Consider the following 15,442-nt stretch of genomic DNA (forward strand, 5'->3'; position numbering starts at 1 on the left):
AAAGCTACCTCGCCGGCCTTCACCTTCGCGGCGCAATGATCTGGATCAAGGACCTCACCCGAACCCATTGATCACGACCGAATACACGTCCTAGGTCATTCGAGGTAATCGGCCCGTGTGTGGACTCTGCTCGGATTACTTTTTGTTGCGGGCGGTTCGGTGTGAGTGGTTGCCTCGCCGTCGTGACCGAGCGAACGGTCACGGGAGTTCGAGGAATCACCTCAGAGGGAGAGATCCTTGTTCAACATCAAGAAGGCCGCAGCTGCCACGATCGCCGTTCTGGCCGTCACCGGCGCTGTGACCGCTGCGGCGCCCGCCTCGGCTGGCGAGGTCCGCCAGGGGACCCTGAACGTACGCTTCTTCAACGAGGACACGGGTGGGGCGCTGGACGCCAACGGCTCCGGGGCCCCGGTCGCCATCACCTGGACGCCCAACGGCACGGCCTACCAGGACTGGATCGTTCACCCCAACCCCTCGGGGAGCAGCATGATCGAGAGTGTGGCAAGGAGGGGCAACTGCCTCCAGGCGCCGGAGAACCCCGGCCAGCCGATCCAGCTGGCTCCGTGCAACCCCAACGTCCCGACTCAGACCTGGCTGGGTGAGCGGGTTGGTGACCAGTTCGCCCTCGTCGAGCAGGCGAACCAGAACTTCGCCATCGAGGCCGTACAGAACGGGCAGCCCGTGGTGAGGGCGTACCGCAACGACAACCCGCGCCAGCTGTGGGACGTGACCCCCTCCTGAGCCGCAGGGAGTGAGCCTTCCGCCCAGCCGGGTCCAGACCCCGCGGGGCGGAAGGGCTCTTGGGCAAACACCTACTCACGAGGGTCCGCCGGCAATGCGCTGCCGGCAATGGCAGCAGAACAGGCACGGTTCGCCCGGTGCCCGGCCCCGCCGACAGGCCGGTGCGCACCCGCCGGCCCGTCAGCACCTCCTGGCATCATGCGGTCCACACCCGGGAGATCCACGGGAGGCAACGGGCAGGTGCCGTGGGGCGGGTGAGGGTGCGATGGATGTCGCCTGACTGATCACCACGGCCGTCGCGGCGGCCGTCGTCTCCCTGTTCGTCTGGAACCACCGTCATGGACGTGCGCGGGCACCCCGCCACTCGACCGACGAGGCAGACCAGGGCTAGATTGTCAGGTCCCCGACATTACAACGGGGGAGGCCGCAGACCGTTCCCCCAGGAGGACGCCCGTGCACCGTATCACCGCCAGGACCACCACCGCCCTGCTCGCCGCCGTACTCGCCGGGACCGCGCTCGGAGCCGCGCCGGCCTGGAGCCGCCCCGCGGACGGCGCGCCGCCGACACGCCAGGTGGAGGTGTTCGCCGAGGACGGCGGCATCTCCCGTGCCCAGGCCCCGACCGTCTCCCCCTACCTCGCCGGCCGGCCCCAGGGCGTGGCGCCGGTGCAGGGCGACGGCGAAGTGACGGCGCTGGTCCACAACGGGGAGCCGGCCGCCAAGCTGGACGTGGTGGTGATCGGCGACGGGTACACCGCGCAGGAACAGGAGGTGTTCCGTGCGGACGCGGCTCAGAAGTGGCGCGAGCTCACCTCCGTGGAACCGTACGCCACCTACCGCGGGCTGTTCAACGTCTGGGCGGTGTCCGCGGTTTCGCCCGAGTCGGGGGTGACCGGGGACCCGGACCAGGCGACAGTGCGACACACCGCTCTGGGTTCGTACTTCTGGTGCGACGGCGTGGAGCGGCTGCTCTGCGTGGACGAGAAGGCGGTCGAGACCTACGCGGCGAAGGCCCCGCAGGCGGACCTGGTGCTCGTGGTCGCCAACAGCGCGAAGTACGGCGGCGCGGGCTACAACGACGTCAAGTCCCCGGTCGGCTACGAAGGGATCGCCACTGTGGCGGGCGGCAACGCGAAGTCCGGGCAGATCGCGGTGCACGAGACCGGGCACTCGCTGGGCAAGCTGGCCGACGAGTACGTCTACGACGGCCAGGGGACGTACCAGGGCGACGAACCCGCCGAGGCCAACATCAGCACCCTGACCGCCGACCGGATGCGCCGGCAGGGCACCAAGTGGTCGCGGTGGCTGGGCCAGGCCTCACCGGACGGCGGCACGGTCGGCACCTACGAGGGCGGCGGCTACTACCCGGCCCGGCTCTACCGTCCGACCGAGAACTCGATCATGCGCTCACTCGGACGCGAGTTCAATCTGCCCGGACGCGAGGCGATGATCGCGGGCTTCTACCGCCACGCCACCCCCCTCACCAGCCCCACCCCCGGAGGCAGCCGGCTCACCACCGCCGACCGCCTCACCGTCGGCCTGCCGGTGCCCGGCACCCGGCTGCGCTGGTACCTGGACGGGCGGGAGCTGCCCCGGCTGGCCGGGCGCACCACACTGGACCTGGCCGAGCTCAAGCTGACCGGGCCGCACTCCCGACCGCACCTGCTCAGCGCGGTCGCCGCCGACCCCACCCCGGCCGTCGCGGACCCGGCGCTGCGCACGAAGCTGACCGCGAGCCTGTCCTGGCAGGTGACGCGCCAGGCGCACTGACCCGCAGGGCGGTCCACGCACAGGGCATCGCCCCGGCGGAACTCCGCTGACGGAACGACCGGTGCCGGTCTCCCCACGAGCTGGGGAGACCGGCACCGTGAGCCGGGCCCGTTACGGCAGCGGGATGCGCACCACCTGCGGGTCGTGGTCGCTGAGCTGTGTGCTGAACTCGCTGTTGATGTGCACGATGTCGTAGCTGTACGACATTGCCGCCAGCGAGCCGGAGATCAGGATGTGGTCGAGCACCTGCGAGTTGCCCTCGTACACGTAGGTGTAGCGCTCGGGCAGCGGCAGGGTGCGCGGCAGGTCGGTGAGCGAGCCGCCCGCGGTGAGGATGTCGGCGGTCTGGGAGAACTCGAAGTCGTTGAGGTCGCCGAGCACGATGACCGAGGCGTTCGGGTCCACGGCCAGGATCTTGTCGGTGAAGCCCTTCACCACGGCCGCCTGGTCGTGGCGCTGGCTCTCCGAGGGGTGCGCCGGCTGCTGGTAGCGGCCGAAGAGGGGCTGGTCGCCGCCCTTGGAGTTGAAGTGGTTGGCGATCACGAAGACCGGCTTGCCGTTCCAGCGGAACTCACCGGCCAGCGGCTTGCGGCTGGAGTTGAACGCCGCGTTGGTCGGATCGATCCGCCCCGGGGAGTAGGCCAGCTGCGGCGTGCCGCCCGCGTTCACCACGGAGTCGGCGGTGGTGGATCCGGCGCCGGGGCGGTCGGTGAAGGAGAGGCCGCGGTCGGTGCGGAACAGGAACACCTGGCGGATGTTGCCGCCGGGCTGCCCGCCGTCCTGGCCGTCCACCGGGTCGATCGCGCGGTAGGAGTAGGAGGGGCCGCCGGCCGCGGTGATGGCCGCGGTGAGCTTGGCCAGGGTCTGGGTCGCGCTCACCGTGCCGTCGTCGGTGGCACCGCTGTTGTCCTGGATCTCCTCCAGGGCGACCAGGTCGGGCGAGCGCAGGTTGGTGACGATGCCTGCCGCGAGGCCGTCGAACTTGCTCTGCGGGTCGGACGGGGCGAGGTTCTCCACGTTGAAGGTGGCCACGGCGAGCTGGCCCGCCGTCGGCGCGGCGGTGACCTCGGGGGCGGTGCTGCCGGAGGTGACCGTCGGGGTCGCCGTGACCTGGAGGGTGAAGTTGCCGAAGGCGTAGTCGAGCACGCCGACAGTGGCGCCGGTCAGGGTGTCGCCGACGTTGGCGGTCGGGGTGGGCGCGAGCGCCTTCCCGAGGACGACCCGCTCCGGGTTGCCGTCGTTCGCCTGCAGCAGGATGCCGCCCCGGTTGGTGCGGGTGGTGCTGCCCTGCGGAACGACGGGGACCTCGCCGTACTTGTTGGTCGGGCCGACCACGGCCGCGTTGTCGATCTCGACCCGCATGCCCTCCAGGGACTCCCAGAAGTCCAGGCCGTCGGTGGAGGGCTGGAAGTTCCCGGCGGTCTCGACGTCGCCGGAGGTGACGCTGGAGATGACCGCGGACGGGGGTATCCGTCCGCCCTGGCCGACCAGGGTGGCGGCGGGCAGCGGCACGTTGTGGGCGACCACCGTGACGGTGGGCGCGGTCAGTTCGGTGATCGACAGGTTGGTGGTGCCGCCGGTGCCGCCCGGGCGGAACTGGCTGACGGTGGCGCTCACCGTGACCGAGTCGCCGACCGCGACCGAGGGCGCGCCGGCGGTGTAGACGTAGATGCCCTCGCTGGTGGCGGGGTCGTTGTCGGGCTGCGGGTCCTGGTACCAGAAGCCGTTGGGGCCGACGGCCGTCACCACGCCGGGCACGGCGCTGACCGCGCTGCCGGCCAGCGGGGAGGTGCGGGCGGCGCCCTGGATGTCGTGGATGCGGGTGCCGCCGGGGTTGCCGCCCCCGCCGGTCGAGGAGGAGTTGCGCGGCGTGGGCGCGCCGATCGCGAAGTCCGCCGCGTTGTTGTCGGTGTCGGTGGCCCCGCCGCCCGCGCGCAGGGCGGCCGTGGTGTTCGACAGGTTGGCGGTCGGCGAGCCCTCGGCGGAGCCTGCGCTGCTGCCGTAGCCGACGAGGTCCTTCACTCCGGGTTGGCTCGCGCAACCCGAACTGCAGGTCAGCGCCGTGCCGTTGGTGACGAGGGCGACCTTGCCGGAGGTCGCGGACATGGCGATCGTGCCGGTGTCGTCCGCCGCCGGCAGGGCGGCGCCCGTGCCGGCCCCGGCGGCCTCCTGGACGAGGAAGTAGTGGCCGGGCGCGATCGTCCCGGAGAGGGTGGTCCGCGACCAGCTCGAACCGCCGGCCGAGGCGTACTGCACCGTCCAGCCGGTGACGGACACCGGCGTGGTGCCGCGGTTGTACAGCTCGACGAAGTCGTTGGTGTACGGGGAACCGGAGTTGCCGCCACCGCCGTACACCTGGCTGATCACGATGTCGGGTGACACCGCCTGAGCCACGCCGCCGGGCAGCGCCACCAGCGCCGCCACCACGGCCGCGGCCGAGGCCGCCGCCAGTGTTCGGCGCCGGACTCGCGGCGTTCTCGGGGTGATCCGGGGATTCGGGGTGCTCTCCATGAGGCTTCCTCCTGACCACCGTCCGGGCTCGTGGCCCGGCGGTGTGACCACGGATGGGAAAGGTTCGGCGCTGAGGTTGTAGCAGCGCCACCAGATCCCTACCGCCCGTACCGGGCAACGGCCAGACGTACGGCGGAAGAACGTTTCTACGCGCGACAAGTAGGCGGCCGCATTCCGGATGGCCGGACGACAACGCCCGCTCTCCGCAGGGCCGCCGGCCCGACCGGAACACCAGAGGGCCCGGGTCCGGCAGCGCCCCCGCTGCCGGCCCGGGCCGGTCCGCTTCGCCCGCCGGGTCTCAGCCCGGACGGTGCCGCGCCGGTGCCGCCCGGGGCGGGCGTCGGCGCAGCGGAGCCAGTTCGCGTTCCAGGGTCCGCACGTCCAGCGCTATCCGGGACGCGATCTCACGCGGACCGGTGCCGGCCGGCAGCCGGCGCGACCAGGAGCGGGGCTTGGCCGGGCCGTCCTGGACCATGTCGAAGTTGAGCCGCACCACGTCGGCGACGTCGACCAGGCTCACCAGGATCCTGGTGTCCGCGAGGTCGATGCTGACTTCGTTCCCGATGCACGAGCAGGCCACCAGACCCTCGATGTCCTCCTCCGCCAGGTATCTGGCCAGGGGTACCGCCTTCCCCCGAACCAGAAACGGACGTTCCATCGGAGTCACCGGAACCGCCTCCTCCCCAGCAGCTGTACCGCGCCTCGGCCGCGGCGCAAGCACACCGCAACAGACCGGACCCGGCCTATGCTCCACCACATCCATCCGGTTCGCCAACTCGGTGTCTCACCAACTGAATTGGCCGAACGCACCGACCCGGCGCACCGGCGCACGCCGCGGCGCACCGACCCCGCCCGACCTGCCGGACGGAACGCGTGTGTGCCCGCCCGCACGAGGCGGACGGGCACAGCAGCGGTGGGCGGGAAGGCCGTGGCTCAGCGGCCGGCGCGGCCGTGCAGCACCAGGGAGCGGGTCAGCGCGAGCAGACCACCGGTGCAGAGCGCGGTGCGGAGCATGTTCACCGGCACCCAGCTGTCCGCGAACTTCGCCCGCACGGCGGCGAAGTCGTGGATCTGGGACGGGTCGCCGGCCGCCGCGAGCTCGTTGTTCAGCGGGATGTTGACGCCCATGGTGACGATCAGCGCCACCACGTACAGCGCCGTCGCCGCGGCCGCCCACAGCGCCGCCCGGCGCCGGCCCGCCTTGTGCAGCAGCCAGGCCGCCAGGCCGGTGGCCGCGAAGGCACCGACGAAGACCAGGCCGAACAGCCCGTTCTCGATCGACTTGTTGATGTGCTGCATCGCCGTCACATAGGTGCGGTCGTCCCCGGCCGCCAGGCCCGGCATGACCGACACGTCGAAGGCGAAGAACAGCCCCGCCATCAGGCCCATCGCGATGGTGGCACCCACCAGCAGCGGCCCCGCGGCCTTGCTCTGTCCGACGGCCTGCACCGAACTCCCCACCCCCACGCCCCCGATGGCCGACGGCGCCGTGTACGACAGCGGAACCGCGGTCTGATCCGAACGCATCTCAGGACCCTCTCACTCTTCCGGCCCCGCGGAGTGCGGCGCCGACGAACGTGGAACACTCGACACCGCCCACCGTGCGGCGAGCCGCGCAACAGAACCGCGACAACCGGAACCCCGGCCCCCCGGCAGGCACTTGCCGCACCTCTTCGTGCCGAGCCCGAACGGATCGGCCGGGGTTGCCGATGCCCGGCCGGCCCGGAGACCGGGGCCGCCGGCTCAGAGCACCGCGGCCAGGCCGCGCCGGTACCGCCGGTCCAGGACCGTCCGGCCGAGGAGCCGCACCGGAGCCGGGATGGTCGCCGAGACCACCCGGACCGAGGCCGCGTCCGCGCCGTCGAACATCCAGGGCTGGAGATAGGTCATCACCTGGGTCGGTGCGCTCCCGATGATCCGGCGCTCGACCCGCAGGTACTCGTCCACCGGCAGGCCGGCCAGCGCCGGGAAGACCACCGGCTCCTCGTGCCGCAGGTGCTCGCGCACCAGGCTCTCGAACGCCTCGGCCGCCTCCGGCAGTTCGGCGCGCAGGCCGGAGCCGAGCACCCCGGCCACCCGGCGCATCGAGGCGTCCAGTGCCTCGTGGTCCTCCTCCAGGACCCCGCTGCCGTCGAAGCCCGCCGCCCGGCCACGCAGGTACGGCCAGAGGATCTCGTCCTCGCTGTGGTGGTGCCAGTCGATCACCGCGCGCAGCCGCCCGAACCACTCCGCGAGCGCCGCGGAGGAGCCCGCCGCGCCGCGGCGCGCCGCGGCGGTCAGCCGTGCCGCGTCCCTGCGCATCGCGACGTGCATCAGCCCGAAGCCCTTGAGCTGCTCGGGCAGCGCGCGGGGCCCTTGCTCCGTCGACCAGACCGTCGTGCCGTCCGTCATGACCAGACCTCCAGAGTCCGTTCGGATTCTCAACCAACGCCCGCCCGGAGGGGCGGCCGGTCGGAGCCGCCCGGGACGGGTCGGCTCACGCGTTCCACACGCCCGAGGCGGCGGCCTCGCGGGCGTAGTCGGCGAAGTCCCGCGGCTCACGACCCAGCGCCCGCCGCACACCGTCACCCAGCGACGCGTTGCGACCGTCCAGGATCATCGAGAACAGCTCCGCGAAGTCCGCCGGCAACCCCGCCGCCTCCAACACCTCCCGGTACGCCTCCTGCGAGACCGCCTCGAACCGCACCTCACGCCCCACCGCCGCCGACAACTCCACCGCCACGTCCGCGAACGACAGCAACCGCGGCCCCGTCAGCTCGTACACCTCCCCCGCGTGCCCCGCCTCCGTCAACGCCGCCACCGCCACGTCCGCGATGTCCTCCGCGTCCACGAACGGCTCCACCGCACCACCCACCGGCAACGCCAACTCCCCCGCCAGCACCGGCTCCAGGAAGAACGACTCACTGAAGTTCTGGTTGAACCACGCGCACCGCACCACCGTCCACGCAGCCCCCGACTCCATCACCGCCTTCTCCCCCGCCTCCGCAGCCTCCTCGCCACGACCCGACAGCAGCACCAGCCGGCCCACCCCTCGCTGCGCCGCCAGCCGCGAGAACGCCCCCACCGCCTCCACCGCACCCGGGAACGCCAGATCCGGGTAGTACGTGAGGTACGCCGCACTCACACCCTCCAGCGCCCCCTCCCACGTCCCCTCGTCATGCCAGTCGAACGGCACCGCACCCGAGCGCGAACCCACCCGCACCTCGTAACCCCGGGCCGTCAGCCGGTCCGCCACCCGGCGACCCGTCTTCCCCGTCCCGCCGACCACCAGCACGACACCGGACTCGACCGCGAGATCCACCACACCAGCCATCACGAACACCCTCATTCCAAGACTCGAAGGAATCACCGGAGACCGATCTGTCGAAGGCGCCGGTTGCGCCCGATCGGTTCGTCGTCGTGGCACCATTCAAATCCCCCCTGGCCGGACGATCCATAGCCGCCGCTCTCAGTTCCATGCGCGAGCGTCTACGTCGCCGACCAGCGGCGCTCCGCCCGCCCACGGCCGTCGAGCCGCCCGCGGCCAGGGCTCCCCGGTACCCACCACAACACACCCCATCCCCACTCGAAAGCCCTTTCCAGCGCCTCTCGACCCCTCCTCGACCGCGCGCGGGAACCGCCGCGAATTCCGTCCGGAAAGGGCCGGGGAGGGTCATGCGCCGAGAGGCCGGCGACGAACGTCCACCTTTTCGGGAGCCCGGAATTCCTCGCCGCTGCCGATCGCCCCACGGTACGGACCCGAAGGGACTCCGTCCGGTCCGGATGATCCGGCTCCGCTCCGGATGCGGCCCGCCGCCCCGTACGGCCTCCGCCAAGCCGCCGGAGCCCTGCCGAGGTGCTCGAACGCTCCCGCACCCCAGGGTCAGGCGGGTGACCGGAACCCGTCGATCCCTTGCACAGAGCAACCTGACTGATCATCAGACTTGCTGCGGGTTAGGGAGATTGTCCATGCAAGCACTCCCGATCCATGGCTAGCATCTGAAATCCATTCTGTTCGAGCGCTAATCGCCTGGGAGGGGCGGCGCCGGGCAGACCGACAGGAGCCTTCATGCGCGTGTCCAAGCACGTCCACCCCGTCAGCAACCGCCCGACCCCGGCCGACGTCGCCCTGCCACCGGCGCTGCCCTATCCCGACGGCTGGTCCGCACTCGCCTTCTCCGCCGAACTCAAGCCCGGCACCGTCCTCACCCGCCAGCTCGCGGGCGAGGACGTCGTGCTGTACCGGCTGCGCAACGGCCGCCTCCGCGCGATCCGCCCGTACTGCCCCCACCTGGGCGCCCACCTCGGCCTGGCCACGGTCGAGGGCAACGACCTGGTCTGCCCCTTCCACCGCTTCGCCTTCGACGCCGAGGGCCGCTGCGTGCGCACCGGGTACGGCACCCCGCCGCCCAGGGCCGCGCTGACGCCGCTGCCGGTGCGCGAGGTGAACGAGGCGGTCTTCGTCTGGCGCCACCACGACGGCCGTGAGCCGGACTGGGAGATCCCCGCCTGGCACCAGCTCGGCGGGGGGCGCCAGCCGCTGCGGTACGCCTCCTTCGAGATGCCCGGCTACGCCCAGGACGTCATGGAGAACTCCTTCGACCTGGGCCACTTCGTCACCCTGCACGGCTGGCCGCAGGGCGAGTTGGTGGCGCCGGTCGAGTTCGACGGCACCGGCTTCCACATCTCGATGCTGGTCCGGGAGACCTTTCCGCTGCTCGGGCTGCGCGAGGTCCACGTGGACGTGGACGGGTACGGCCTCACCGCCCTGCACACCGACGTGCACACGCCCTCGCTCGGCCTGGAGATCTGCTCGCTGGTCATGGCCACCCAGGTCGCCCCCGGCCGGATGCAGTTGCGGCAGGCGAGCCGCTTCGTCATGTCGGAGCCGTCCGGGCTGCCGCCGGCCGTCGCCCGGACGGTCAGCCGGGCGGTCACCAGGCTGCTGGCGGGCCCGATGTTCAAGCGCAACCTGGAGTTCACCTCAGCGGACTTCCCGATCTGGTCCACCAAGCGGTACACGTCCCCGCCCCGGCTCGCCCCGGGCGACGGGCCGATCGGCGCGATGCGGCACTGGGCCCGGCAGTTCTACCCGCCGGACCACCAGGCGCACCTGCCGGGGCCGGCCGCGCTCGCCGACCGGAACGGCCCGGGCGCACCCGACGACGACGCCGCCGCGAGCCACACCCGAACGGAGACCCCCGGCAAGGCACCCAGTGGGGCCACCACCCGGCACTGAGCCGATCCCAACGGCAGCCTGCACCGGCCGGTCGGCGGATTCTCGGGCGGCCTGCGGAAGAAGCAGCCCCCGGTTCCGCACGCGGCGGGGCGGCCCTCACTCCCGGCGGGCCGCCCCGCCGCTTCCGCCTGCCCGGAAGCCCTCACCAGAGCGCCCGGAACCCCGCTCGACGGGCACTTGAGGAATCCGGCCCCCTCCCCTCTCCGCCACTAGGGTGCGACGCATCCACCCCACCATCCCCGTGATTCGAACACACTTCCGCACCAGCAGGGTCGCCGTCCCCACGGCGCACCGCTCCCGTCCACCGGATCCACGAGTCCCCGTCCCCCGCACGAGAGGAGAACCGCCATGCACCTCAGGGTCCTCGGCCCCCTGACCGCCGACCTCAACGGCATCTCCGTCGCCCCCACCGCCGCCAAGCAGCGCCAGATCCTCGCCCTCCTCGCGCTCTACCCGAACCGGATCCTGCCCACGGCCACCCTGATCGAGGAGATCTGGGGCGACGACCCGCCCAGACAGGCGCTCACCACGATGCAGACGTACATCCTGCAACTGCGCCGCCGGATCACCCAGGCCCTCGGACCGACCCCGCACACCACCGCCAAGGACATCCTCACCACCCGGCACGGCGGCTACCAGCTCACCACCCACCCGGACAACCTGGACGTCCACACCTACAACCTGCTGACCACCCAGGGCCAGCACGCCTTCAACCACGGCCAGGACCACCAGGCCGCCACCCACTTCCGCCAGGCCCTGGCGCTCTGGCACGGCCCCGCCCTGGTCGACGTCCGGCCCGGGCCGATCCTCACCATCGAGATCATGCGTCTGGAGGAGAGCCGTCTGATCACCCTGGAGCGCCGCATCGACACCGACCTGCGGCTCGGCCGGCACAACGAGCTGATCCCCGAGCTCACCCACCTGACCCACCAGCACCCGCACCACGAGGGCCTGCACGCCCAGGCCATGGTCGCGCTCTACCGGGCCGGCCGGCAGACCAGCGCCCTGACGACCTACCACCACCTGCGGCACCGGCTGACCACCGAGCTCGGCATCCAGCCATCCCCGCACCTCCAGCACCTCCAACACGCGATCCTCACCCTGGACCCCACCCTCAACACGCCCACCACGGCCCACCCGACCACCTACAACCTGTACTCGGCCTGAGCCCCGTCCGGACGGCCGTCCCCGCAGACCTCTCCCAGCCCTCACCCACAGGACGCGTCATGACCACCGCACCCGAGAAACCCCTCGCCCTGATCACCGGCGGTACCCGCGGCATCGGCCTCGCCATCGCCCGTGAGCTCGGCGGCCGCGGCCACCGTGTCTTCATCTGCGCCCGCACCGCCCGGGACATCGACCAGGCCCTCGCCACCCTGCGCGACGAGGGCCACCAGGCCGACGGCCTCACCTGCGACGTCCGCGACCCCGGCCAGGTCGGCGAACTGATCCGGCACGCGGTGGCCGAGTACGGCCCGATCACCGTCCTGGTCAACAACGCCGGACGCACCGGCGGCGGCCCGACCGCCACCACCACCGACGACCTCTGGTACGACGTCATCGACACCAACCTCAACGCGGTCTTCCTGGTCACCCGGGAGACCCTCCGGCACGGCCACATCACCAGCACCACCCACCCGCGGATCATCAACATCGCGTCCACCGCCGGGAAGCAGGCCGTCACCCTGGGCGCCCCGTACACCGCGAGCAAGCACGCCGTGATCGGCTTCACCCGGGCGCTGGCCAAGGAGCTGGCGCCGACCGGCACCACCGTCAACGCCATTTGCCCCGGGTACGTCCAGACCCCGCACACCGCCAGGATCCACCACGAGTACGCGACCGCCTACAACACCACCCCCGAGACCATCCACCAGCACTTCCAGACGCACATCCCGCTCGGCCGCTACACCACGCCCGAGGAGGTCGCCTCGCTGGCCGGCTACCTCACCAGCCCGACCGCGGCCAGCATCACCGCCCAGGCACTGAACGTCTGCGGCGGGCTCGCCACCCAGTAACCCCGGCGCGATCCTGGCCGGCCCACGGGAAGGATGAGGGCTCCGGTGCCCGCTGATCAGCAATGACGAACCGTCAGTTCTCCAGCGCACCCGTCACCTTGCTGGTGGCCGGCGCCCCCGCGCCCGAGCCGTGCCTGCCCGCCGCCCGTCCGCCCGGACCGCTGGACGCCGGGGCGGTGCGCGCCGCGCTGGCCGGCACCTCCGCCCGGCCCCGGCAGGCCGCCGAACGGCCCGCCCGGGTGCCGGAGTTCGTCCTCGTCGAGCTGCACCGGGTGTACCGGCCGGAGACGCTGCGCGCCGCGCTGCGGACCGTCGTCCCCGAGGCCGCCGGCCGCCTCCCGTCGGACCTGCTCTGGCAGCGGACGGTGGACGGCCCGGACGGGCTCGACCGGGTGCTGGTGGAGCTGGGGCGCAGCCTGGCCGCCGGTCCCCGGCTGCGGGCGGTGCTGGTCGAGGACGGGCGTGACGGCACCCCGGGCGGCGCCCCGGACGGCGGGCGGCGGCTGTTCGTCGGTATCGCCCCCGGCTCGCTCGCCCCCGGCTCGCTCGCCCGCGCCGTCGGAGTGCTGGACGAACTGCGCGAGGCGCTCGCGCACCCGCCGGCGCCGGTCACCGTGCCGACCAGCGCGCTCCAGCGGGAGCTGCTGAGCCAGGTGATCGGGGAGGCCGAACCCGGCGGGCGGCACGTCGAGCAGCTGTCCTGGAACTGGCACGGGCCGCTGGACACCGAGCGCTTCACCGCGGCCTGGCAGTCCGTCTTCGACCACGAGACGGTGCTGCGCGCGGCCTTCGACTGGGACGAGGACGGCACTGACGACCCCTGGATGGTGCTGCACGAGCACGCCGTCCCCGAGGTGACCCGGCACCGGCACGGCACCGCCGACTGGGAGGACCTGCTCGCCGCCGACCGTCGGCGCGGCTTCGACCTGCGCCGCCCCGCCCTGCTGCGCACCACCCTCGTCGACGCCCCGCCGGACACCGAGGAGGGGCCCGGCACCCGGGTCCTGCTCACCTACCACCACGCGATGCTGGACGGCTGGAGCGTGCGGCTGCTGCTCCAGTCCTTCTACCGCGCCTACCTGACCGGCGGTGTGCTGCCCGGCGGCGAGCGCCGCCCCGACCTGCGCGACCACGCCCGCTGGCTGGCCGGGCGCAGCACGGACGCGGCCCGGCAGTTCTGGTCCACCCGGCCCGCCGCCACCGCCGTCCTGCCGCTCGCCCCCGACCCGCGCCGTCGCGGCAGCGGCCGGGCCCGGCGCCGGCTCACCCCGTACGAGGCGGTCCGGCTGCGCGGCTGGGCGGCCGCCTGGGGCGCCGGCGAGAGCAGCGCGCTCCAGGCTGCCTGGGCGCTGCTGCTGTACCGCGCCGAGCAGACGGACCGGCCCCGCCGCCCGGCCAGGGCGGTGCGGGTCGGCTTCGCGGTGACGGTCTCCGGCCGCGGCATCCCGCTGGACGGCGTCGACCGGCTTCCCGGCGCCCTGCGCAATCCGCTGCCGATCTCCGTGCGGGTGCAGCCCGGCACCACCGTGCCCCAGCTGCTCGCGGCGCTGCGCGACGGGGTGCTCGACCTCTCCGCGTACGAGTGGGTCTCGCCCGGCCAGGCCCACCGCTGGACCCCGGGCGCGCGCGGGCAGCGGCCGAACAGCCTGGTCGTGCTGGAGCACCAGCCCGCCACGGCGCACCACCTGCGGCTGGAGACCGACCTGGCCGCGCACGGCATCCACGTGGAGAGCCCGGTCCCGGCCGGCACCCTCACCTCGTACCCGATCACGCTCGCCGCTCACTACGACGCCACCGGCGGGCTGGTCCTCACCACCACCCACGACCGCACCCTGCTCGCCGACCGGGACGCCGCCGAACTGCTCAACCAGAGCGCCCACCTGCTGCGCTGCTTCCCGGACCTGCCGAGCGGGCTGGGCACCACCGAGGTGCTGCGCTCCACCCTGGCCGGGCAGCCGGCGCCCCGCCTGGGAGAACCGGCGGGCACCGACACGGAGGGCGCGGAGCCGGTCGCCCCGGCGGTGCGGCTGGACGTACTGCGCCGGGCCGCCCGCCCGGGCGCGGGCTGGGTCCTGCTGCTGCCCCCGCCCGGCGACCCGCACACCCGTTACCCCGGCGCCGCCCGCGGCTGGCCCGGCCCGCAGGCCCTCGGCGTGCTGCGCCCCGCCGGGGACGACCCGCCCCCGGCCGCGTACCGCCCGGTGCTCGGCCCGCTGGTGGAGTCCCGCGCGCCGATCGCCCTGGTCGCCCCGCCGGGGCTCGGGGTCACCGCGTGCGAGATCGCCCGGCTGGGGGCGCCGGCGCACCCACCGCTGGTGGTGCTGCTCGACGAAGAGGTCGACCTGACGGCGGTGGCGGGCCTGCTGGGAGGCCTGCCGCGGCGTCGCTGAGGCCTTCGCCGTGGCTAGAGTGGCCGCTGTGGCCCGCTTCGTCCTGATCCGCCGTACTTCGCTGCCGCCCGCCGAGTGCTGGGAGCGGCTGACGGCCTGGCCCCGGCACGGGGACCGGGTGCCCTTCACCCGGGTCCGCGTGGTCCGGGGCACCGGCCGGGAAGCGGGCGATGTCCTCCTGGCCCGGACGGCCCTCGGCCCGCTCCGCTTCGACGACCCGATGGAGATCGCCGAGCTGGTCGCCCCCGGCCCCGGCCGGGACGGGCGGTGCCGGCTCGTCAAGCGAGGCGACCCGGTGCACGGCCGGGCCGAGCTGCGGGTCCGGGCGGTGGGCGGCGGCAGTACGGCGGTCTGGACGGAGGAGCTGACGGTCGCCGGCCTGCCCCGGCTGCTCGATCCTGCCCTTACCTGGGCCGGGCGGCTGGTCTTCGGCCGGGTGCTGGAGCACCTGCTGGGTCCGTAGGCGACCGCGGCCCCACGCTGCCGGCGGGCTTTCCCGCCGATCACCGGGGCCGAGCCGGGATGCCCACCCGCGTTGAGAGGCGGCGGGTACGCCCGCGAAGGGGGCGGGCCGGCTGTGCACCGGCCCGCCCGTCGATCACTGCTGTGCGTTCCCGGACCCCGCCGACTTGCAGCAGACGCCGCATCGCTCGTTCCTACGGCAGATGGCAAGGCGCGCCGTGGCCCCGCCCCCACACCCCGGCCCGGGGACCGGGCGCGGCGCGGCCGCGGTGCCGGCCGCCCGCGCCCCCGGCGCCCGAGCGCCCCGGCCCCACCCCCGCCCCGGCGGTGTGCCA

Annotated in this window: 12 protein-coding genes; 7 read left to right on the forward strand and 5 right to left on the reverse strand. The window is 73.2% G+C overall.

Annotated features, from left to right (window positions below; all coding sequences use genetic code 11):
- Positions 1 to 237: 237 nt before the first annotated feature.
- Positions 238 to 741: an RICIN domain-containing protein gene (locus tag ACIRRH_RS43075; RefSeq protein WP_403078883.1), complete on the forward strand. Its 504-nt coding sequence runs from the start codon at positions 238 to 240 to the stop codon at positions 739 to 741.
- Positions 742 to 1,194: 453 nt separating this feature from the next.
- On the forward strand, positions 1,195 to 2,511 hold the full coding sequence (locus ACIRRH_RS43080; RefSeq protein WP_403078885.1) for a M64 family metallopeptidase: 1,317 nt from the start codon (positions 1,195 to 1,197) through the stop codon (positions 2,509 to 2,511).
- A 111-nt stretch (positions 2,512 to 2,622) separates the two neighbouring features.
- Here ACIRRH_RS43080 and ACIRRH_RS43085 read toward each other — a convergent pair whose 3' ends face one another.
- The 5 genes from ACIRRH_RS43085 to ACIRRH_RS43105 form a co-directional block, all read right to left on the reverse strand.
- Entirely contained in the window at positions 2,623 to 5,022 is a 2,400-nt protein-coding gene (locus ACIRRH_RS43085) for a lamin tail domain-containing protein (RefSeq protein ID WP_403078887.1), read from the reverse strand.
- A 298-nt stretch (positions 5,023 to 5,320) separates the two neighbouring features.
- Positions 5,321 to 5,680 (reverse strand): hypothetical protein, encoded by a 360-nt coding sequence (locus ACIRRH_RS43090; RefSeq protein WP_403078888.1) that lies wholly within the window; start codon positions 5,678 to 5,680, stop codon positions 5,321 to 5,323.
- Positions 5,681 to 5,955: 275 nt separating this feature from the next.
- The gene (locus ACIRRH_RS43095) at positions 5,956 to 6,549 is read right to left on the reverse strand and encodes a DUF1772 domain-containing protein (protein WP_403078890.1); all 594 of its coding nucleotides are present in this window, start codon (positions 6,547 to 6,549) and stop codon (positions 5,956 to 5,958) included.
- A gap of 216 nt (positions 6,550 to 6,765) precedes the next feature.
- On the reverse strand, positions 6,766 to 7,413 hold the full coding sequence (locus ACIRRH_RS43100) for a hemerythrin domain-containing protein (protein WP_403078892.1): 648 nt from the start codon (positions 7,411 to 7,413) through the stop codon (positions 6,766 to 6,768).
- A gap of 85 nt (positions 7,414 to 7,498) precedes the next feature.
- Positions 7,499 to 8,335 (reverse strand): NmrA family transcriptional regulator, encoded by an 837-nt coding sequence (locus tag ACIRRH_RS43105; protein WP_403078893.1) that lies wholly within the window; start codon positions 8,333 to 8,335, stop codon positions 7,499 to 7,501.
- Positions 8,336 to 9,070: 735 nt separating this feature from the next.
- Between ACIRRH_RS43105 and ACIRRH_RS43110 the strand changes: the two genes are divergently transcribed.
- From ACIRRH_RS43110 to ACIRRH_RS43130, 5 genes are all read left to right on the forward strand, one after another.
- Positions 9,071 to 10,240: a Rieske 2Fe-2S domain-containing protein gene (locus ACIRRH_RS43110; RefSeq protein ID WP_403078894.1), complete on the forward strand. Its 1,170-nt coding sequence runs from the start codon at positions 9,071 to 9,073 to the stop codon at positions 10,238 to 10,240.
- A gap of 348 nt (positions 10,241 to 10,588) precedes the next feature.
- A complete protein-coding gene (locus ACIRRH_RS43115; protein ID WP_363396070.1) occupies positions 10,589 to 11,407 on the forward strand; it encodes an AfsR/SARP family transcriptional regulator in 819 nt (272 codons plus the stop codon).
- A gap of 59 nt (positions 11,408 to 11,466) precedes the next feature.
- Positions 11,467 to 12,255 (forward strand): SDR family NAD(P)-dependent oxidoreductase, encoded by a 789-nt coding sequence (locus ACIRRH_RS43120; RefSeq protein ID WP_403078896.1) that lies wholly within the window; start codon positions 11,467 to 11,469, stop codon positions 12,253 to 12,255.
- Positions 12,256 to 12,317: 62 nt separating this feature from the next.
- On the forward strand, positions 12,318 to 14,645 hold the full coding sequence (locus ACIRRH_RS43125) for a condensation domain-containing protein (RefSeq protein ID WP_403078897.1): 2,328 nt from the start codon (positions 12,318 to 12,320) through the stop codon (positions 14,643 to 14,645).
- A 28-nt stretch (positions 14,646 to 14,673) separates the two neighbouring features.
- Positions 14,674 to 15,108, forward strand: a complete 435-nt coding sequence (locus ACIRRH_RS43130) for an SRPBCC family protein (RefSeq protein WP_403078899.1) — start codon at positions 14,674 to 14,676, stop codon at positions 15,106 to 15,108.
- Positions 15,109 to 15,442 lie beyond the last annotated feature (334 nt).

It is taken from the genome of Kitasatospora sp. NPDC101235 (assembly GCF_044767505.1).
GTDB lineage: Bacteria > Actinomycetota > Actinomycetes > Streptomycetales > Streptomycetaceae > Kitasatospora.

Coding starts and splice junctions, on each gene's coding strand:
- ACIRRH_RS43085 (WP_403078887.1), bottom strand. CDS start 5,022: ATGGAGAGCACCCCGAATCCCCGGATCACCCCGAGAACGCCGCGAGTC.
- ACIRRH_RS43090 (WP_403078888.1), bottom strand. CDS start 5,680: ATGGAACGTCCGTTTCTGGTTCGGGGGAAGGCGGTACCCCTGGCCAGA.
- ACIRRH_RS43095 (WP_403078890.1), bottom strand. CDS start 6,549: ATGCGTTCGGATCAGACCGCGGTTCCGCTGTCGTACACGGCGCCGTCG.
- ACIRRH_RS43100 (WP_403078892.1), bottom strand. CDS start 7,413: ATGACGGACGGCACGACGGTCTGGTCGACGGAGCAAGGGCCCCGCGCG.
- ACIRRH_RS43105 (WP_403078893.1), bottom strand. CDS start 8,335: ATGGCTGGTGTGGTGGATCTCGCGGTCGAGTCCGGTGTCGTGCTGGTG.
- ACIRRH_RS43110 (WP_403078894.1), top strand. CDS start 9,071: ATGCGCGTGTCCAAGCACGTCCACCCCGTCAGCAACCGCCCGACCCCG.
- ACIRRH_RS43115 (WP_363396070.1), top strand. CDS start 10,589: ATGCACCTCAGGGTCCTCGGCCCCCTGACCGCCGACCTCAACGGCATC.
- ACIRRH_RS43120 (WP_403078896.1), top strand. CDS start 11,467: ATGACCACCGCACCCGAGAAACCCCTCGCCCTGATCACCGGCGGTACC.
- ACIRRH_RS43125 (WP_403078897.1), top strand. CDS start 12,318: ATGACGAACCGTCAGTTCTCCAGCGCACCCGTCACCTTGCTGGTGGCC.